Genomic DNA, 18,606 nt, shown 5'->3' with positions numbered 1-18,606 from the left:
ATCAAGAAACCTTACGGGAGTCCAGCCAGCCGAGATCGAGGGCCCCGGCAACCCTTTCTGCAAAAACATCCGCGCCGTGCTGCGCAGCGATCAGTTCGCGCGCCCGAAGCCCCAGTTGCAGCGTAGCCTCCCAATCGCCGTAGATTTCTTTCACGGCATCCACATACGCGGCTATCAGAGAGGCCTCATCAACGCTGTTCACCAGTTTCCCGGTCACGCCGTCAATCACCACCTCACGGATACCGCCAATGTCCGGCGCTATCGCAGGCAGTCCAGCGCCCAACATCTCGAGCAGCACGTTCGGAAGTCCATCAAAGTCGCTGGTGTAAATGAATGCGTCATATTTTTCGATAGGCAAATCCGACACGGACGAGAAACCGCCACGATAGTTCACCTTAGCGCCAGCCGGGCCGGTGCCCGAACCAAAGATCGCCTTCACATCAACGCCCGCGTCGGCCGAGCCAAACGCGTCGATCTCGACATTGACGCCGGCGGTCTTCAATGCTGTGGCGATCTGCAGCAGACGCTCCGGCCGCTTCTGCACATCCACGCGCGATGCCCACAGCAGCCGCTTCTGTACCGAACGCCCTGCGTCTACCACGCGCGGTACGTCACATTTCGCATAGACCACCTCGTAGCTGGGAAGCGGGCCGAGAAAGCGTTGATCATCGTCCAGAACGGCATTGCAATCGGTCACGACTTTCCAGAACCCGGGCAAATGCTTGCGCATCACGCTCACGCCCCAGGGACCACGCCTGATCTTACCCTGCCAGCTGTACGTGCCATCACAGAAACGATAATAAACAATCCGGAAACTGGCACCCATTACCGGGCCGAACGAGTCCAGCAGCCGATGCGCAAACCCAGAAGATTTCAGGTGCAGACGCGCGCCGTCGGAAGACACCGCCAGCAAGGCTCGGATGGTCATGGCATCCCGCTCGACCTCGTTCAGGGCCGGGAACGCATTGCAGATATCGAGGAATACGCTACCGGCCGGGAGACGCGACACCCATTCGTGCCGCGGCGCGGACTCTCCCGCAACGACCAGCAGACGCGAATCAGGCGCCTGCTCGGCAATCCTGTCCAGCACCTGCATGATGTATTTTTCGCCACCGCCTGGGCGCAGCCAAGGCAACAGCACGATATCAGTGAAGATCTCTCCCCCGATCATCCGGTAGAGATTTTCCAGCTGCATTCCCCAATGTGCCGGGTTCCACGGCATGGGGCTGTAGCTTCCCGCCGACTCGACCCGGTACGCTTCGATCTCGGGCTCCAGCTCAACGGCGTCGCGCAGATAGCCCATCAGCTTTGATGAGGAAGTAAACAGTGCGGTATTGTCCGCCGAGGCGATCTCCTGCCGCTCCCGCACAAGTTTCGCCCAATCTCCGCCCTGGGAGCGCGAACGCTGGACGTCGGCAAGAAACACCTTGCGATCAAACAACAGGCCGTGCGGGATGAGGCGTGATGACGCGGCATCCGCCTGCCGGAGCAGACTGCCGTTACGCTGCCGATAAAAGATGACCGTGTCGGGCGCAACCACCATATCGAAACCGCGGGCACGAAGATTGCAATTGAGATGCCAATCCTCATAGGCGAACCCTGACGCCACCCTCAAATCGTCGTAGCCGCACTGGTCGAACGCGGCCCGCGGCACGAAAATACGGGAAATGTAGGGGTGATGAAGCGCGAAATCCCCTGCAGTGAGATATTTCGAGTCGAAGTATCGGACGTTGTGGTAACGGTCGCCGAAGGCACAGAGATATTCAATGAAAACGACCACGTCCGGATTTGGATTGTTGCGGGCGGTCTCCAGCAAGGCGACGATGGCGTTGGATGAAACCAGGTCATCGGAATCCGAGGTCCAGACGTACTCACCCGTGGCTCGCTCGATGCCTGCGTTTCGCGCCAACCCAAGTGAGCCCACATTCACTTCAACCGTCTCGATACGGGCAAATCCCTCGAGACGCTGCGCGTTGAACGCCTCCCGGGTTGCGTCGTCTGTCCGGTCAAAAACCGCTATCAGTTCGACCGAAATGCCCGCTTTCCTGGCTTCGTGTGCGCACGCTTCAAGCGACAAAAGGGTAGGCGTCAGGAGTAATGACTCCCGATGCAGGTTCAACACCACGCTCACTTCCATACGGCTCACTGGCATTCCACCTTGAAGGGCATTCTGAATTTGAACCACATGGGTTCGTCGTTGTCTGTCAACACATCGAAGACCGCCGCCAATTCGTCGGCATAGATGACGACATTGTCGCTGCGGTCCCATCGGCTGACCTGATTGATACGAATCGCAACCGAGTAGGATTGCCCCCCTCTCAGCAGATTCGCCCCCCTGAATCTGACACGCAACAATTGACCCGCATGCACTTCCACGCCCTTGCGGAAGCTGTTGAAAATGCTTTCCCCCGTCAATTCCTGACCGAACTGGTCCTTGATGAGGAAACCAACGCTGACGTTTTTCAACGCCTTGTGGAACTTGACGTCAATGGCCAACGAGAGCTCGTCCCGCTGTTCGATTCGATCAACCGGTTTGCCATCAGCGTTGAGTACTTGCACCGTCTGCACATGCAGAACGGCACCGTCGGCAGGCATTTCCGCATCGATCGGCGTTGCTTCTTCCTGATCGTTTGCAACAACCTGCGTTGGGCCTGCCACCTCCACGTTGTCGAGCTCATCGTGGATGGGTACGTCGTTTGCTTCAAGAATAAGCCTGTTATGTTCGACGAATACATCATTCATATAGGCATTGGTCACCTCGGTGACATTTCCCTGCATTTTCAGGGTGCCGCCATCGATCCAGATCGCGTAATCGCACAGAGCTCGGACCGCGTCAATCGAGTGGCTGACAAACAGCACGGTGCAGCCACTCTCCATGAGCTTGCGCATGCGCGCCATGCTTTTGTGCTGAAACCATGCATCGCCGACGCTGAGCGTCTCATCGACAATAAGGATGTCCGGGTCCACGTGGATGGCGACAGAGAACGCCAGACGCGCGAACATGCCGCTTGAGTAGGTCTTGACTGGCTGATGCACATGATCGCCGATGTCGGCGAAGGCGATGATCTGATCAAGCTTTCCATCCACTTGGGCGCGGGTGAGACCCAGCAACTGGGCGTTCATGTAGATGTTTTCGATACCAGTGAATTCGGGATTGAATCCCGAGCCCAGCTCAAGCAGCGCCGAAACGCGTCCAGCCACCCTCGCCTCACCTGTCGTCGCCGCCAACGTGCCACAGATGATCTGCAGCAGCGTCGATTTTCCGGCGCCGTTCTTGCCGAGAATCCCGTATACCTTTCCCTTCGGAATGCTGAAGGAAATATCACGCAACGACCAGAATTCCCGGTAGAAACGCTTGTTTCCACCACCAAACAACATCTGCATCAGACGATCACGAGGCGTGTCGTAGATCTGATAGCACTTGCTCAGGTTACTTACTTCAATGGCGTTCTCAGATGACATCTGCGAAACCCTTTCTGGTCTTCTGGAACCAAGCAAAGCCCAAGACAACCATCGCCAGCGACAGTCCAAGCATCTGGCACCATGTCATCCAATGCATGGTGCCATGCCATATGAGCAGGTCTCTTGACTGCTCAATGAAATAGGTCAGCGGGCTCAGGTAGAGGTATGGTCGGAATGCCTCGGGCATCGCAGCCACCGGGAAGAAGACAGGTGACATGAACATCATGGCCGTGGTGACGACGGCGATGACCTGTCCCACATCGCGAAGATACACGCCGAGCGAAGCGAGTAACCAGGAGATGCCCAAACACATCAACGCCAACGGCAGAAGCACGACCGGCAGCCAGAGGGCCTGTATCGACGGGACACCAAACAGGACACCGTAGAAAAGCAGCCATACCAGCATACTGACTGCGAAATGGAACAGCGCGGCACCGAGCGCTACCACTGGAAGGATCTCCAATGGAAAAATCACCTTTTTTACATAGTTCGCGTTGGACAGGATGAGTGAGGGTGCACGGTTCATGCACTCCGCAAACAAACCAAAGATCATCATGCCGATGAACAGAACTACCGCGAATTCTGTCTTGGAGCCCGAACCACCTGTCCAACGGGCTTGGAACACGACGCTGAAGACAAAGGTGTATACGACCAGCATCAAGACGGGCGTAAAGAAGGACCACAGAAGGCCCATGACCGAACCCCTATAGCGGCCGACTACCTCTCGCTTGATCATATCCAGAATCAAGACGCGGTAATGCACTATTGAGCGGATCGCGGTAGTCGGGGCCAGGCTCATCGCTTGGTTTGAATTGAACATTCTTGACTTCCTGAATTGCTGGCGTCGCCCCTCCCAAACGGAGGGCGAGATACGTGGTTTCAACTGAACGAGAGCAGTCAGCCCGAAAGCGCCCTCTCAAGATCCACCATAAGATCCCCCAACTCCTCAACCCCGACACTCAACCGCACCAGCCCCGCACTGATCCCAAGCTTCTCCCGCCGCTCAACCGGAATCGAAGCATGCGTCATCACCGCCGGATGGTTGACCAGGCTCTCCACCCCGCCCAGCGACTCGGCCAACGTAAACAGCTCCGTCCGCTCGCAGAACACCTTCGCCGCCTCGAACCCGCCCTTCAGCACGATCGACACGATGCCGCCGTAGCCGTTCATCTGGCGCGTGGCCAGCTCATGCTGCGGATGGCTCTTCAACCCGGGATAGATCACCTTCTCCACCGAAGGCTGGGTTTCAAGCCACTGCGCCAGCGCCATCGCATTGGCGCAGTGCGCCTTCATGCGCAGCGGCAGCGTCTTCAGCCCACGCAGCGCCAGGAAGCTGTCGAACGGTCCCTGCACGCCACCGATGGAGTTCTGCAGGAAGGCCATCTGCTCGGCCAATCCCACGTTGTCACCGACCACCACCATGCCGCCGACCATGTCCGAATGGCCGTTGAGGTACTTGGTCGCCGAATGCAGCACCAGGTCCGCGCCGAGTTCCAGCGGGCGCTGCAGCATCGGCGAGGCGAAGGTGTTGTCGACCACAATGACCAGGCCGTGCTTCTTCGCGATCGCGGCGACCGCGGCGATGTCGACGATCTTCAGCATCGGGTTGGTCGGCGTTTCAATCCAGACCATCTTCGTGGCCGGGGTGATCGCCGCTTCGAACGCGGCCAGGTCGGTCAGGTCGACGAAGCTGAAATCCAGGCCGGCGGTGCGGCGACGCACGCGCTCGAACAGGCGGAAGGTGCCGCCGTAGATGTCATCCATCGCCACCACGTGGCTGCCGGCGTCCAGCAGCTCCATCACCGTGGAGGTGGCGGCCATGCCCGAGGCGAATGCGAAGCCACGCGAGCCGCCTTCCAGCGAGGCGACACAGCGCTCGTAGGCGAAGCGCGTCGGGTTGTGGGTGCGCGAGTATTCGAAGCCCTGGTGCTCGCCCGGGCTGCTCTGCGCATAGGTGGACGTGGCGTAGATCGGCGGCATCACCGCGCCGGTGCTGGGATCGGGCGATTGGCCGCCGTGGATGGCCAGCGTGGCCAGGGAAAGCGCGCGCTCGTGGGCCGGCTTTGAGGAGTCAGACATATAAGGGTTTCCTGCTGGGCGCCCAAGTGGTCGCCGTTGAAGGTTCGGGAGTCTATCAGCGCGGCCTTAACGACCTTTGACGCGGATAAACACGGATTCAGTGCGTAAAATCTGCGAACGCCGCCTTACTGAACGCGACGGCGCAGGTAGTTCAGCAGATCGATCCGGGTGATCAGGCCCAGGAACGTATCGCCGTCCATGATGATCGCCACCTGGCCGCGGTCGAACACCGGCAACAGCGCTTCGATCGGCGACTTCACGTCCAGCCGGTCCAGCTTGCTGACCATCGCGGTGGACACGGTGTCGCGGAAGCGCGATTCATCGCCGTAGACGTGCAGCAGCACGTCGCTTTCATCGACGATGCCGACCAGCGTGTCGCCATCGACGACCGGCAGCTGGGACACGTCATACAGCTTCATGCGCTGGTAGGCGGTGGTCAGCAGGTCGTTCGGGCCGATCACCACGGTGTCCCGTTGGCCATACGGACGCAGGATCAGGTCGCGCAGATCGCCGTGCTGCGGGCGCTCCAGGAAGCCGTTGTCCAGCATCCAGTAGTCGTTGTACATCTTGGACAGATACTTGTTGCCGGTGTCGCAGACCAGCACCAGCACCCGCTTCGGCGTGGTCTGTTCCTTGCAGTACTTCAGCGCCGCCGCCAGCAGGGTACCGGTGGACGAGCCGCCCAAAATGCCTTCCTTGCCCAGCAGTTCGCGGGCGGTATGGAAGCTCTCGGCGTCGGTGATGGCATACGCCTTCTTGACCCGGCTGAAGTCGGAAATCGACGGCAGGAAGTCCTCGCCGATGCCTTCCACCAGCCAGCTGCCGGACTTGTCATTCAGTACGCCGTCGTTGATGTACTCGGCCAGGATCGAGCCGACCGGATCGGCCAGCACCAGTTCGGTCTTCGGCGAAAGCGTGGAGAACGCGCGGGACAGGCCGGTCATGGTGCCCGAGCTGCCGCAGCCGAACACGATCGCGTCCAGGTCGCCGCCCATCTGCTCCAGGATTTCCGGGCCGGTGCCGAACTCGTGCGCCGCCGGATTGTCCGGGTTGCCGAACTGGTTGATGAAGTAGGCGCCCGGGATCTGGTCGGCGATGGTCTTGGCCAGGTCCTGGTAGTACTCCGGATGGCCCTTGGCCACGTCCGAACGGGTCAGCCGCACTTCGGCGCCCATCGCCTTCAGGTTGAAGATTTTTTCCCGGCTCATCTTGTCGGGAACCACGAGCACCAGCTTGTAGCCCTTCTGCTGGGCCACCAGCGCCAGCCCCAGGCCGGTATTGCCCGCCGTGCCTTCCACCAGTGTGGCGCCGGGCTTGAGGTCGCCGCGCTTTTCCGCCGCCTCGATCATCGACAGGCCGATACGGTCCTTGATCGATCCGCCCGGGTTGGCGCTTTCGAGCTTCAGGAACAGCTCGCAGACACCGGTGTCCAGGCGCTGGGCCTTGACGATGGGGGTCTGGCCAATGAGGTCGAGGACGGAAGCATGGATGGGCATTCGGGGGACTTCGATTCGCGCCGCGCAGGGCCGGACATTGGATTATCCGCTGTATGGGCGTGAAGATGGTAGGCCTTGCAGGCCTGCCGGCGGGTAGGCATGTACGCCGAAGCCAAGTGGCGCGGACGACATGGACCGACGAGGAGGTCCACGCCGCCCGCGACAGGGAACACGGGGGGCGAAACAGCCCGGGCACCACGATCGGCGGTGCCCGGGCGGTGGCGGGCTCAGCGGCTCGCCAGCAGGACGGCCATCATCGGCCGGAACGCCCGACGGGGCGTGGATGGGTCAATGCGAGGGGGAGGATTGCGATTGCGGGGCGGTCTCGAGCATGCGCAGGAGACGTTGCTTGGCCAGCAGCTTTTCCCGCTTCATCCGGCCCAGGGTGACATCACTCACGGCGAACACGCCGAGCTCGGCATCCATGCACTGGCGATTCAACTTCCGGTGTTCGTCATGCAGGGTCCGGAACTCCGGATCGCGCGCGCGGCGGGCCTCGATCTCGCTCTGGGACTGATCTTCAAACATGATGTACCTCCTTCAGCAGAAACACGAACGCCCCGGCCTGGCGGCACGGGGCGTCTGTCGGGAAAAGAAGGGCGCGGTCCGCGCGCAGGGCGGCGTTCCGTCCGGCATTCCACACTGGCCCGTGGATGATTGCCTGCTTCGGTTCGTGCCCAGATTGCATCGGCCCGGCCCTCCCATCGTCCGGTGCGCGGAATGCGTCCCGGACGATTGACCCTACGCTTGCCCGAGGGGGGCTACAAGCCCCATGCGACAAAAAACCCTCTTGCGGCGACGAGGGGTTCAGGCAAGTGAGACCGGACGCCCATTTATTAACGAAAACAATACTTTAAGGTGAAACGATCACCTCTGCCGAACGGGCGCGCGTGGACGCCGCCTTCTTGCCGGCGACCTGGATGCGGTTGCTGGCGACACCTGCAGCGACCAGTGCGTCGCGCAGCGCCTCGGCACGTCGCTGGCCCACGCCGTTGGCGCTGTCATAGGCCTCGATCCGCACCCGCCCCTTGCGACCGATGTTCAGGTACTCGCCGAGTGCCTTCGCTTGGTTCTTTGCCGCGTTGGACAGGGCGGCCTGGCCATTGGCATAGGCATCACCGGTCAGGGTGAACACCTCACCGCGGCTGTCGAATTTGCTGGCCGGCAGCTTCTGCCCGGAGACCAGTTCGGCCTCTTCGCGGGCCAGCTTGGCGGCGTTCTGCTGTGCGGCGCTGAGGCGCTGCTGCTGCTTGCCGGCCACGCTGGTCAGGGCATTTTCGGCGTCCTGGCGGGCCAGCGCTTCGCTTTCGGCAGCCAGGCGCAGGCGCTCGGACTCTTCAGCCTGGATCTGTGCCTGCACGCGCAGGCGCTCGGCCTCCTGGCGCGCGCGCGCCGCCTCGCGACGGCTGGCCTCGATCAGCAGATCGCTGCGGGTGCGCTCCAGCTGGTCCACTTCACGCTGGGCCAGGGCGGCGCGCACGGCGGTCTCGGCGATCTCCACCCGGCGCTCGGCCAGGTAGCGGGTCAGCTCCTGGTCGCGGCGCTTGGCGTTGCTGAAGGTGCTGATCGCCTGCTGCGCCTGCATCCGTTCAAAGGCGCCCAGGTTGGCCGTGTCCGGATTGGCCGAGATCGCCATCAGGCGCTGGTTGAGCTGCATCACCATCGGGTCATCGGCGGCGACGGCCAGCAGCGGCAGGGCCAGAAGACCGGCAGCGAGATAGATCGAACGTGCACGCATCAGCGGTTTTCCCCGGTTTCGAGCTGGCGCTGCAGCTGGTTGACTTCATTGCGGCGCAGCTGCAGCTGCGAGGTCGCGGTGGCTTCCTCGCTGCGTGCGCGGGCCAGGTCGGCATCAGCGGCAGCGCGCAGCGCCATGGCCGGCGCGTTCTTGCGCTCGCGGCGGTCGTCTGCGGCGCGCTGGGCCTGCTGCAGCCCTTGCCGGGCCATGCCGATCAGGTCCGGCGCGTACTGGTCGGCATCTGCCTGGGTGGCGCGGTCCACCGCCTGGCGGGCCTGGGACAACTCAAGCGCGCCGTCCTGGGCGAAAGCCGCAGTGGGGGCGGAGAGTGCGAATGCCAACGCCATCACATACAGGCCATGGCGCATTTGTGCGAAGCTACGTTGATTCATTTGGGGAGGCCGTGCCGGTTGTTGTGCACGGCCATTGTCGTCATGCCGACGCCATGCTTGCAACTTGAGCCGTCGGCGACTCGTTTTTGGGGAAAAACGCGATGGATATCGGCTACTTCCTGAAGCTGATGACCGAAAAGAACGCTTCGGACATGTTTTTGACGACCGGCGCGCCGGTCTACATCAAGATTGAAGGCAAGCTTTACCCGCTGGGCAACACCGGCCTGCCGCCGGGCATGGTCAAGAAGATCGCCTATTCGCTGATGGACGAAGGCCAGGTGCCCCAGTTCGAACGCGACCTGGAGCTCAACATGGCGATCGCCCTGGCCGACACCGGGCGCTTCCGCGTGAACGTGTTCAAGCAGCGCGGCGAAGTCGGCATGGTCATCCGCGCCATCCGCAGCCGGATCCCCAGCATCGAAGAGCTGAACCTGCCGCAGGTGCTGAAGGACGTCATCATGACCCCGCGTGGCCTGGTGCTGGTGGTGGGGTCCACCGGCTCGGGCAAGTCGACCTCGCTGGCGTCGATGATCGACCACCGCAACAGCACTACGACCGGGCACATCCTCACCATCGAGGACCCGATCGAGTACCTGCACAAGCACAAGATGTCGATCGTCAACCAGCGCGAAGTCGGGCTGGACACCCACGCCTTCCACAACGCGCTGAAGAACGCGATGCGTGAAGCGCCGGACGTGATCCTGATCGGCGAAATCCTGGATGCGGAAACGATGGAGGCCGCAATCGCCTTCGCCGAAACCGGGCACCTGTGCCTGGCCACCCTGCACTCCAACAACGCCGACCAGACGATCGAGCGCATCCTGAACTTCTTCCCGGAAAGCGCGCATCGCAACGTGCTGATGAACCTGTCGTTGAACCTGCGCGGCGTCATCAGCCAGCGTCTGGTGAAGGGCCACGATGGCCGCCGCCTGCCGGCGACCGAAGTGCTGATCAACACGCCGATGATCCGCGACCTGCTGCGCCGCGGCCAGGTGCACGAGATCAAGGCCGCGATGGAAGCTTCGCTGGAAGAAGGCATGGAAAGCTTTGACCAGTGCCTGTTCCGGATGGTCAAGGACGGCATCGTCGACATCGAAGAAGCGCTGCGCGCGGCCGATTCACGCGACGGCCTGGCACTGAAGTTCCGACTGTCCGAAGGCAGCAGCGGCGAGCACGATCCCTACGCGGACTTCTCCGCCGGCCAGCCCAGCATCTCGCACGGTTTCTGAAAAAAGGGGACGGAGGGGATTAAGTCGTTTTCGACCGTGTCGGGTCGAAAACGACTTAATCCCCTCCGTCCCCTTTTTCGTCAGGCGGCGTCGGGCTGGTTTTCGGGGCGGGCGGTGTCGAAGGCGGGCAGCGCCAGGCAGGCCGCTTCGATACGGCGGAGGATCGGGTAACCGGTCAGGTCGAGTCCGAAGCGATGCGCGTTGTACAGCTGGGGGACCAGGCAGGCATCGGCCAAGCCGGGCCGGTCACCGTGGCAGAACGTGCCGGTGTCCGGGCTGGCGGCCAGCATCGTCTCCATCGCCGACAGCCCTTCGGCCATCCAGTGCAGGGTCCACTGCGTGCGCGCATCCGGGGGCAGTTGCAACGGCCCCTCCAGGTACTGCATCACCCGCAGGTTGTTGAGCGGGTGGATATCGCAGGCCACCAGCTGGGCCAGGGCACGCACCCGTGCGCGCCCGGCCGGGTCGGCCGGCAGCAACGGGGTGTCAGCGAACACCTCGTCCAGGTATTCCAGGATCGCCATCGACTGGGTCAGCGCCAGCCCACGATGCTGCAGCGTCGGCACCAGCTCCTGCGGATTCAACCGGTGATAGCTGTCCCGATGCTGCTCACCGCCCCCGCGCACCAGGTGCACCGCGTGGCCCTGCCAGGCCAGGCCTTTCAGGTTCAGTCCGATGCGCACGCGGTAGGCCGCGCTGGAACGCCAATAGGTATGCAGGACGATCTCGCCCTGCCCGCCCGCAGCAGGCGCCGATGCGCCGCTCACGGCGTGGCGGCCTGCTCGATGCGCTGTTCGATGGCACCGAAGATACTGGCCCCGTTGGCGTCCAGCATCTCGATGCGCACCACGTCGCCGAAGGACATGAACGGCGTGCTCGGCTTGCCGTCGCGCAGCGTTTCCACCGTGCGCAGCTCGGCAAAACACGACGCGCCCTTGCTGGTGTCCTCGTTGGCGATGGTGCCCGAACCGACGAGGGTGCCCGCGCCGAGTGGACGGGTCTTCGCCGCGTGTGCCACCAACTGGCCGAAGTTGAACTGCATGTCCACGCCGGCTTCCGGCGCGCCGAACCACGCGCCGTTGATGTGGGTCACCAGCGGCAGATGCAGCTTGCTGTCACGCCAGGCATCGCCGAGCTCATCGGGGGTCACGAACACCGGCGACAGCGCCGAGCGCGGCTTGGACTGCAGGAAACCGAAGCCCTTGGCCAGCTCGCCCGGGATCAGGTTGCGCAGTGATACGTCGTTGACCAGCCCGATCAGCTGGATGTGCGTGGCCGCCTGTTCCGGGCTGACGGCCATCGGCACGTCATCGGTGACCACGACGATCTCCGCTTCCAGATCGATGCCGTGGTCTTCGCTGACCACCTTCACCGCATCGCGCGGACCATAAAAACCGGCGCTGGTCGCCTGGTACATCAGCGGATCGGTATAGAAGCTGTCGGGCACCTCCGCGCCGCGTGCCCGGCGTACCCGCGCCACGTGCGGCAGGTAGGCGCTGCCATCCAGGAATTCATACGCACGCGGCAGCGGCGAGGCCAGCGCCTGCATATCGATGTCGAACACCCCATCGGCATCGCCGGCATTCAGCGAATCGGACAACGCCTGCAACCGCGGCGCGCTGCGCGCCCAGTCTTCCAGCGCCGCCTGCAACGTCGCGGCGATGCCCGTGGCGCGCACCCCGCGCTGCAGGTCACGCGAAACGACGATCAAGGTGCCGTCGCGGCCGCCTTCCTTCAAAGAACCAAGCTTCATGGGCACATCCGGCTGAGGTGGCAAACAAGTTTCAAGTGTAATCAAACCCCCGCGACGCCGGAAAGCTGCGCCGCCGCATGGCAAGGAGTGTATGCCGCGCATGCCGATGATCGGAGACCTCCCCGCGCGCCCCTACCCTCCCGCCGAGCATGGCTCGGCGCTACCCGCTCCCAGGCGCCACGGAACCTGTCAGCGGGGCCGGGCGGGGAGGCTGTGCGGGGGCGTTGAGCGCCATGGATGGCGCGAAATGAGGCCCGCAGGATGCGGCTTCTGCCGTCCCCCGCACAGCCTCCCCGCCCGGCCCGCCACCCGGATCCGGCTCTTGCTGAACACGCACCTTTGCGCGGGATCTCGTTCTTCGGTTAGACTTCGCCGGTCTGCAGCGGTCGTCCGTTTCCCTCCGGGATCGCCGGCGAGCCAGGTCACCCGACCCCTCGCCCGCCCCCACTCCGGCGCCGTTCGTCACGCATTCCAGCCTGCGCTCTCCGCGCCGGCTGCACCCAATTTCTCGCAGCGCGGTTCACGGGAACGCTCCGAGTCAGCCGATCTCATCGATCTGCCCCCGCTTGGCCATTCGGCCAGGCGTTCTCTGTTTTTGGAGCTTTCTCGAATGTCTTTTGAATCCCTGGGCCTTGCGCCCTTCCTGCTGCGTGCGCTTTCCGAGCAGGGCTATGAAACCCCCACCGCCATCCAGGAGCAGGCCATCCCGCTCGCCCTGGCCGGCCGCGACCTGCTGGCCGGCGCACAGACCGGTACCGGCAAGACCGCCGCCTTCGGCCTGCCGCTGCTGCAGCACCTGGCCACCAATTCGCAGGAAGTGTCCAACGGCGGCCCGCGCAAGCCGCGCGCCCTCATCCTGACCCCGACCCGCGAACTGGCCACCCAGGTGCATGACAGCCTGCGCGGCTACAGCAAGTACCTGCGCATCCCGAGTGCCTGCATCTACGGCGGCGTCGGCATGGGCAACCAGCTGGACATCCTGCGCCGTGGCGTGGACCTGCTGGTGGCCTGCCCGGGCCGCCTGATCGATCATATCGAGCGTCGCAGCATCGACCTGTCCGGCATTGAAGTGCTGGTGCTGGACGAAGCCGATCGCATGCTCGACATGGGCTTCCTGCCGTCGATCAAGCGCATCCTGGCCAAGCTGCCCAAGCAGAACCGCCAGACCCTGCTGTTCTCGGCGACGTTCGAAGAGAGCATCAAGCAGCTGGCGATGGAGTTCATGCGCAACCCGGAGCAGATCCAGGTCACGCCGAAGAACACCGTCGCCGAACTGATCACCCACCGCGTGCACCCGGTCGATGGCGGTCGCAAACGCGACCTGCTGCTGCACCTGCTCGCCCAGGACAGCCGCGAGCAGACCCTGGTCTTCGCCCGCACCAAGCACGGCAGCGACAAGCTGGCCGCGTTCCTGGACAAGTCCGGCATCAAGACCGCCGCGATCCACGGCAACAAGAGCCAGGGCCAGCGCCTGCGCGCACTGGCTGATTTCAAGGCCGGCCGCGTGACCGTGCTGGTGGCCACCGATATCGCCGCGCGCGGCATCGACATCAACGAGCTGCCGAAGGTGATCAACTTCGACCTGCCGATGGTCGCCGAAGACTACGTGCACCGCATCGGCCGTACCGGCCGCAACGGTGCCACCGGTGAAGCGATTTCGCTGGTTGCCCAGGATGAAGTGAAGCTGCTGCGCCAGATCGTGCGCCTGCTCGGCCGCGACATGGACATCCGCGACGTGCCGGGCTTCGAGCTGCAGGTGCCGATCCGCTGGGGCAACAGCGCCCCGGGCAAGGCTGACAGCGATATGGGTGACCGTGGCGTGCGCAAGACCTCGCATGCCCGTCGTCCGCATGGCGATGCGCCGCGTCACGCCCATGCAGGCCCGAAGAAGGCCGGCGGTGGTCGTCGCGAAGGCGGCGGTGGTGCCGGCCAGGCGCGTGCTGCGCAGGGCCAGGGCCAGCGCCGTGGTGGCGCCGGCCGCAGCCAGGGCAGCAGCAGCCGCGCGGTCTGATCCGCGCCCTGCGCGGGTGACGACCTGGGTCGTCGTGCCTGATTGAAAAAGGGACGGAGCGCGAGCTTCGTCCCTTTTTCGTTTGCGTCCGCCGAGCATGGCTCGGCGCTACCGATTTTCCGCGTCCGCCGAGCATGGCTCGGCCCTACCGCACATGCAGTCAGAAGCTGTAGGCCACGGTCACGCGCGCGTTGCGGCCCGGTTCGCTGTACCGCCCGATGCCCTGCTCGTTGACGTAGCCGTACAGCGTATTGGTGCCTTCGTAGATACCGCGCACGCGCTGCCACAGGTAGTACTCACGATCGGTCAGGTTGTAGACGCCGGCACTGAGCCGCAACTGGTCGGTGACGTTCCAGCTGCCCACCAGGTCCAGCACGGTATGGCCATCGGCCTTGCCAACCCAGTCCGGCATTTCGCGCGTGCCGTCGGCCAGCGTGGTGTAGGCATCATCGGCACTCTTGCCCCACGCATGGGTCAGGTTGGCGGTGACATTCCAGGCCGGCGACGGCGCGTAGCGCAGACCGACCACCACGCTGGCCGGCACGATGCTTTCCAGCGGATCGCCATTGGCCTTCTCGCCTTCGCTGTAAGCGGCGGCAATGCGCGATGACCACGCATCGCTGAACTGCCAGCGCCCCTCCAGCTCGGCCCCCTTCACCGTGACCTTGCCGGCGTTCATCGGCATGCTGGCGTTGTAGCTGTACTGGATCGGCGCGGTCGCGGTAGTGCGGTACCCGTTCGCGTAGGCCTGGGCGGTGGTCACCGTCTCGATGAAGTTGCTGTAGCGGTCGCGGAACAGCGAGAAACCCAGCTGGCCACGGTCGGTACTCCAGCGGTAGCCGAGCTCCACGTTGAGGCTCTTTTCCGCATCCAGCTCTGGATTGGACAACGACGTATCGAACTGCACCTGGGCACCGGTGATGGCATCGAAGGCAAGCGTGCTGCCGGTCGGTGAGTACAGATCGGCCACGCTCGGCGCGCGGAAACCGCGCCCGACCTGGGCCCACACGGCATGATCGGGCAGGAAGCGGAACTCGGCACCGAGCTGCCAACTGGGCGCGGAGAACCGCAGGTCGCGCACGCTGCCGGTCGGATCGACGAAGGTCGCGTCCACTGTCGGCGAGTAGTCATAGCGGTCATAGCGTGCGCCGCCACTGAGCACCAGACGCTCCTCCATCAGGGTGATGCTGTCACGCAGGTACAGGTTCCAGTTGCGCGCATCGGTCTTCGGCACCTGGCGGGGATCCTGCTCCACGGTGGCGATGTCGCCGGCCGCGTTCCAGCGCGTATCCACGGCGGTGAAGTCGACGTCGCGGGTCTGCCAGGCCAGGCCGTAGACGATGTCATGGCGCGCGCCGGCGTTGTCCAGCACCTTGCTGAAATCCAGCGCTGCACGGTCCAGGGTCTGTTCGGTGGAGCGGTTCTCGCTGCGCAGGCAGGGCACGGTGCGGCCCGGGCAGCCACTGCCGGCGAGGATGGTGGTCAGCCCACGGCTCTCGGTGACCTGGTGGTCCAGCTGCGCTTCCATGCTGTCGAACAGCGCATTCTGCGGGCGGTACTGCCAGCGCATGCCATAGCGGTCACGGTCGTTGCGGTCGTCACCACGGCGCTCCAGGTAGCCTGGCGAATAGACCCGCGACAGGTTGTCCACTTCATTGCGGGCGCGGCCGCGCTCGACCATGAAGCCCAGCGTGTTGCGCTCGTCCAGCTGCAGGTCCAGCTTGCCCAGCAGGTTGTCGCGGGTGCTGTCCACCGGATCCGGGGTCCGCCGGCCAACGCCGATGCGGTCCACCGTGGTGTCGTACCAACTCTCCGACTCATGGCCTTCGCGGCGGGTGTAGACCAGCATCGATTCGGCGATGCCGCTGCGGTTGGCGAAGGTCAGCGTGCCCATCGTTTCATCGTTGGAACCGCTGTAGCCGAACTTCATGCCGACGTGCGTGTCGTTGCCCGCCGCCTTCAGGTAGTCGCCGGGATCCTTGGTGGTGAACACCACCGCGCCGCCCAGCGCCCCGCTGCCGGCGGTGATGGAGTCGGCGCCCTTGATCACCTGCAGGCTCTTCAGTGTGTCGATGTCCACGTCGCCACGGCCACCGCGGAAGAACTCGTAGGAACGCGCGGTTTCAACCGATTCGCCCAGGCTCAGCCCGTCGACGGTGATCGCCACGCGATCGCTTTCCAGGCCACGGATGTTGAAGCCGTTGTCACCGAAGCGGCCCATGTCGACCACGCTGACCCCGGGAATGTAGCGGATCGCCTCTTCCATGTTGTTGGCCATTTCCGCGTCCAGGTCGGCAGCGCTGAGGACGGTGACGTTCTGGTTGCGCGACGTGCTTTTCTTCGCGCGCTCGGCTTCCACGCGCACGGTATCGAGGGTACCGGCGTCTGCCGGCGCATCGGCATGCGCGGCGGGCATCGCGGACAGGCTGGCGAGCACCGCCAGCGAGAGCAGGGACAGGGACAGGTTCATGGGGAAAGCTCCGCAGGAAGAAAGGGCTGGACGTACGCCGTTCCTGGCTGTCGGCGCGCTGGACGCCGGTGCGGGCTGGGAGGTCGTGGAAGTTCGTGTTCCGCGCGCGCGAGGCGTGGTCGCGGCGCCGTGGTGCCGGCGGCATGCCGGCACCGGGTTGGATCAGGGTGTGGCGACCGGTTCCGGGTCGCGCGCATCGACGATGCGGTCGCCGTTGGTATCGGCGCGCTCGAACAGGCGCTTGCCCGACACCTGGTACTCGGCGAAGGTCATCTGCCCGTCCTTGTCGGTGTCCAGCGCACCGAAGCGCACACCTGCCTGGCGACCGCCAGCCTCGCGCACCTTGGCGCGCTGCGCATCCAGGCGACCGGCAAACTCGGCGGTGTACTCGGCCAGCTCCAGCTGGCCATCGCCGTTGGCATCGGTGGCGGCGAAGGTCGCGGTACGCGCGGCATCGAATTCGGCCCGGTCGACCACGCCGTCGCTGTTGCGGTCGTACAGTTCCAGCATGCCGTTGGCGGTGTGCGACGTCGGTATCTTCAGCGGATCACGATTGCTCGCCGCAGCACTCTCACGGGTGGCTTCCTGGCTCTTCTCGTAACCGGCCCAGGTGCGTTCGCCGGCCGCGTCGAACTCGTCGCGGCTGATGCGTCCGTCGTTGTTGCGGTCCAGCGCCTTGAAGCGTGTATCGGTCTGCCGCAGGTGGCCTTCGCGGGCCTTGGCCAGGCGCTCGTCGAAGCGCTGCAGGTACTCGTCGATGTACTCCTGCTTGTCGACGCTGCCATCGCCGTTGCGGTCGGTGGCGGCGTAACGGGCGCGCCGGAAGGCCTCGAACTGCGCCCAGCTGACCGCGCCGGTGTCCTGCGGATCGAACTGTTCAAGGAAGTCGGCGGCAGCGGAGGACGGTGCCTTCGCGCCGGTCTGGGGCGCCTGTGCAACAGCGCTGCTGGTTGCGGCCAGCAGGGCCAGGAAGATCACGCTCTTGTTCATTCGGGTGGGCCTTGGAAGGAGGGTTACGGTTCCAACACGCGGAAGCTGAGCGTGTAGTTGTTGCCGTACTGCGGCGCGGCCGCGCCTTCGGGTGCCGCGCCGCGGTAGCGGATCAGCGCCAGGTAGGCGCCGGCATGCTGCAGCGGCAGGCTGGCCTTGCCGGCGGCATCGGTGGTCAGCTCGATCGGTGCCGGCTGCGCCTGTCCATCGCCGAGCGCGCGGTTGATCTCGACCTTCTGCGCTGGCAGCGGCTTGCCGTCGTAGCGCACTTCGAACTGGAAGTGCTCGCCGACGTACAGATCGCTGGGGTGGGTTACGGGCACCAGCTCCAGGCCCTTGCCATACGGTGCGAGCGCTGCGGTGGTCGGCGCGCCGGCGGTCAGGTACACCTCCGAACGCGACAGGCTCTGGTAATGCGAGACGATCTTCGCCCCCGCCGGCAGCGGCTTGGACGGATCGCGGCTGCTTTCCACCTTGCCGTTGACTTCAAAGGTGCGGAACACCGCACCCAGGCGGTTGCCGGTGCTGAAGCGATAGGTGCCCTTCTTGCCCGGCAGGCGCTGTTCCACCACGGCGCGGGTCTTGAGCAGGTGCACGGTATCCGGCGCGTGCTGCATGCCATCCGGATCGGTCACAGCAAAGGTGCTGTTGTCGAACACCACTTCGGGCACGAAGAAGGCTTCGGCGAAGCTGGCATCCAAGGTCACCAGGCTGGTGGGCTGGATCTGGAACGTCGCAGGCGCCAGGTACGGCGTATGCGCATGGGCAGGCATCACGGTGGCGACCAGTAACAGGCCGGCCAGCAGGCAGGTTTTCATCGGCATCTCGAGTGGAAGGCACCGGCCCCAGTCCGGCGGCGCACACTCTATGCCTATTGCGAATGATTCGCAATACGATTTTGATGCTGCGAGCGGCGGGGCCCCTCGCGGCGGGTGGGTCAGGAGCGGGTTGCTGGGTTGGCGCCGGGTGGGTGGGCCATGCAGGAC

15 protein-coding genes are annotated in these 18,606 nt (G+C 64.1%); 2 read left to right on the top strand and 13 right to left on the bottom strand.

Features of this window, described 5'->3' with window-relative positions:
- Position 1: 1 nt before the first annotated feature.
- From IFT63_RS11875 to IFT63_RS11840, 8 genes are all read right to left on the bottom strand, one after another.
- A complete protein-coding gene (locus tag IFT63_RS11875) occupies positions 2-2,137 on the bottom strand; it encodes a glycosyltransferase (RefSeq protein WP_249404468.1) in 2,136 nt (711 codons plus the stop codon).
- A gap of 5 nt (positions 2,138-2,142) precedes the next feature.
- On the bottom strand, positions 2,143-3,462 hold the full coding sequence (locus IFT63_RS11870) for an ABC transporter ATP-binding protein (RefSeq protein ID WP_192084314.1): 1,320 nt from the start codon (positions 3,460-3,462) through the stop codon (positions 2,143-2,145).
- A complete protein-coding gene (locus IFT63_RS11865) occupies positions 3,452-4,282 on the bottom strand; it encodes an ABC transporter permease (RefSeq protein ID WP_249404457.1) in 831 nt (276 codons plus the stop codon). Before IFT63_RS11865 ends, IFT63_RS11870 begins: the two co-directional genes overlap by 11 nt.
- Before the next feature lie 77 nt (positions 4,283-4,359).
- Positions 4,360-5,541: a cystathionine gamma-synthase gene (locus IFT63_RS11860; protein WP_192084313.1), complete on the bottom strand. Its 1,182-nt coding sequence runs from the start codon at positions 5,539-5,541 to the stop codon at positions 4,360-4,362.
- Positions 5,542-5,666: 125 nt separating this feature from the next.
- A complete protein-coding gene (locus IFT63_RS11855; RefSeq protein ID WP_192084312.1) occupies positions 5,667-7,037 on the bottom strand; it encodes a pyridoxal-phosphate dependent enzyme in 1,371 nt (456 codons plus the stop codon).
- A 288-nt stretch (positions 7,038-7,325) separates the two neighbouring features.
- Complete coding sequence (locus IFT63_RS11850; protein WP_101100166.1) at positions 7,326-7,565, bottom strand: YdcH family protein; 240 nt, start codon at positions 7,563-7,565, stop codon at positions 7,326-7,328.
- Positions 7,566-7,890: 325 nt separating this feature from the next.
- Positions 7,891-8,775 carry a hypothetical protein gene (locus tag IFT63_RS11845; RefSeq protein ID WP_192084311.1) on the bottom strand — a complete coding sequence of 295 codons (885 nt, stop codon included), beginning with the start codon at positions 8,773-8,775 and terminating at the stop codon, positions 7,891-7,893.
- Complete coding sequence (locus IFT63_RS11840) at positions 8,775-9,143, bottom strand: DUF4398 domain-containing protein (protein ID WP_192084600.1); 369 nt, start codon at positions 9,141-9,143, stop codon at positions 8,775-8,777. The genes IFT63_RS11845 and IFT63_RS11840 overlap by 1 nt, the downstream gene beginning before the upstream one ends.
- A gap of 125 nt (positions 9,144-9,268) precedes the next feature.
- On the opposite strand from IFT63_RS11840, the gene IFT63_RS11835 reads away from it, so the two are divergent.
- On the top strand, positions 9,269-10,396 hold the full coding sequence (locus IFT63_RS11835) for a PilT/PilU family type 4a pilus ATPase (protein ID WP_191771347.1): 1,128 nt from the start codon (positions 9,269-9,271) through the stop codon (positions 10,394-10,396).
- An 80-nt stretch (positions 10,397-10,476) separates the two neighbouring features.
- On the opposite strand, the gene maiA is transcribed toward IFT63_RS11835, so the two are convergent.
- Both maiA and IFT63_RS11825 read right to left on the bottom strand, forming a co-directional pair.
- Positions 10,477-11,163: a maleylacetoacetate isomerase gene (gene maiA / locus IFT63_RS11830; protein WP_342450493.1), complete on the bottom strand. Its 687-nt coding sequence runs from the start codon at positions 11,161-11,163 to the stop codon at positions 10,477-10,479.
- Positions 11,160-12,149 carry a fumarylacetoacetate hydrolase family protein gene (locus IFT63_RS11825; protein WP_192084310.1) on the bottom strand — a complete coding sequence of 330 codons (990 nt, stop codon included), beginning with the start codon at positions 12,147-12,149 and terminating at the stop codon, positions 11,160-11,162. The genes maiA and IFT63_RS11825 overlap by 4 nt, the downstream gene beginning before the upstream one ends.
- Before the next feature lie 610 nt (positions 12,150-12,759).
- Between IFT63_RS11825 and IFT63_RS11820 the strand changes: the two genes are divergently transcribed.
- Positions 12,760-14,160 carry a DEAD/DEAH box helicase gene (locus IFT63_RS11820; RefSeq protein WP_192084309.1) on the top strand — a complete coding sequence of 467 codons (1,401 nt, stop codon included), beginning with the start codon at positions 12,760-12,762 and terminating at the stop codon, positions 14,158-14,160.
- A gap of 160 nt (positions 14,161-14,320) precedes the next feature.
- Here IFT63_RS11820 and IFT63_RS11815 read toward each other — a convergent pair whose 3' ends face one another.
- The 3 genes from IFT63_RS11815 to IFT63_RS11805 all read right to left on the bottom strand — a co-directional run bounded on the left by IFT63_RS11815 (position 14,321) and on the right by IFT63_RS11805 (position 18,438).
- Complete coding sequence (locus tag IFT63_RS11815; protein WP_192084308.1) at positions 14,321-16,630, bottom strand: TonB-dependent hemoglobin/transferrin/lactoferrin family receptor; 2,310 nt, start codon at positions 16,628-16,630, stop codon at positions 14,321-14,323.
- A gap of 162 nt (positions 16,631-16,792) precedes the next feature.
- A complete protein-coding gene (locus IFT63_RS11810) occupies positions 16,793-17,620 on the bottom strand; it encodes an EF-hand domain-containing protein (protein WP_192084307.1) in 828 nt (275 codons plus the stop codon).
- 23 nt (positions 17,621-17,643) lie between these two features.
- Positions 17,644-18,438, bottom strand: coding sequence for a DUF4198 domain-containing protein (locus IFT63_RS11805; RefSeq protein ID WP_192084306.1), 795 nt, complete (start codon positions 18,436-18,438; stop codon positions 17,644-17,646).
- Positions 18,439-18,606: the final 168 nt, after the last annotated feature.

Source organism: Stenotrophomonas sp. CFBP 13724, assembly GCF_014841975.1.
Taxonomy (GTDB): domain Bacteria; phylum Pseudomonadota; class Gammaproteobacteria; order Xanthomonadales; family Xanthomonadaceae; genus Stenotrophomonas; species Stenotrophomonas lacuserhaii.
Note: the sequence above shows the minus strand (reverse complement) of the source record. Positions and strands in the feature narration are given on the sequence as shown.

Bases quoted from the DNA above. Each gene is read 5' to 3' on its own strand.
- IFT63_RS11835 (WP_191771347.1), top strand. From the start codon at position 9,269: ATGGATATCGGCTACTTCCTGAAGCTGATGACCGAAAAGAACGCTTCG.
- IFT63_RS11875 (WP_249404468.1), bottom strand. From the start codon at position 2,137: ATGGAAGTGAGCGTGGTGTTGAACCTGCATCGGGAGTCATTACTCCTG.
- IFT63_RS11865 (WP_249404457.1), bottom strand. From the start codon at position 4,282: ATGTTCAATTCAAACCAAGCGATGAGCCTGGCCCCGACTACCGCGATC.
- IFT63_RS11845 (WP_192084311.1), bottom strand. From the start codon at position 8,775: ATGCGTGCACGTTCGATCTATCTCGCTGCCGGTCTTCTGGCCCTGCCG.
- IFT63_RS11810 (WP_192084307.1), bottom strand. From the start codon at position 17,620: ATGAACAAGAGCGTGATCTTCCTGGCCCTGCTGGCCGCAACCAGCAGC.
- IFT63_RS11840 (WP_192084600.1), bottom strand. From the start codon at position 9,143: ATGCGCCATGGCCTGTATGTGATGGCGTTGGCATTCGCACTCTCCGCC.
- IFT63_RS11815 (WP_192084308.1), bottom strand. From the start codon at position 16,630: ATGAACCTGTCCCTGTCCCTGCTCTCGCTGGCGGTGCTCGCCAGCCTG.
- IFT63_RS11825 (WP_192084310.1), bottom strand. From the start codon at position 12,149: ATGAAGCTTGGTTCTTTGAAGGAAGGCGGCCGCGACGGCACCTTGATC.
- IFT63_RS11860 (WP_192084313.1), bottom strand. From the start codon at position 5,541: ATGTCTGACTCCTCAAAGCCGGCCCACGAGCGCGCGCTTTCCCTGGCC.
- IFT63_RS11850 (WP_101100166.1), bottom strand. From the start codon at position 7,565: ATGTTTGAAGATCAGTCCCAGAGCGAGATCGAGGCCCGCCGCGCGCGC.
- IFT63_RS11870 (WP_192084314.1), bottom strand. From the start codon at position 3,462: ATGTCATCTGAGAACGCCATTGAAGTAAGTAACCTGAGCAAGTGCTAT.
- IFT63_RS11855 (WP_192084312.1), bottom strand. From the start codon at position 7,037: ATGCCCATCCATGCTTCCGTCCTCGACCTCATTGGCCAGACCCCCATC.
- IFT63_RS11805 (WP_192084306.1), bottom strand. From the start codon at position 18,438: ATGAAAACCTGCCTGCTGGCCGGCCTGTTACTGGTCGCCACCGTGATG.
- IFT63_RS11820 (WP_192084309.1), top strand. From the start codon at position 12,760: ATGTCTTTTGAATCCCTGGGCCTTGCGCCCTTCCTGCTGCGTGCGCTT.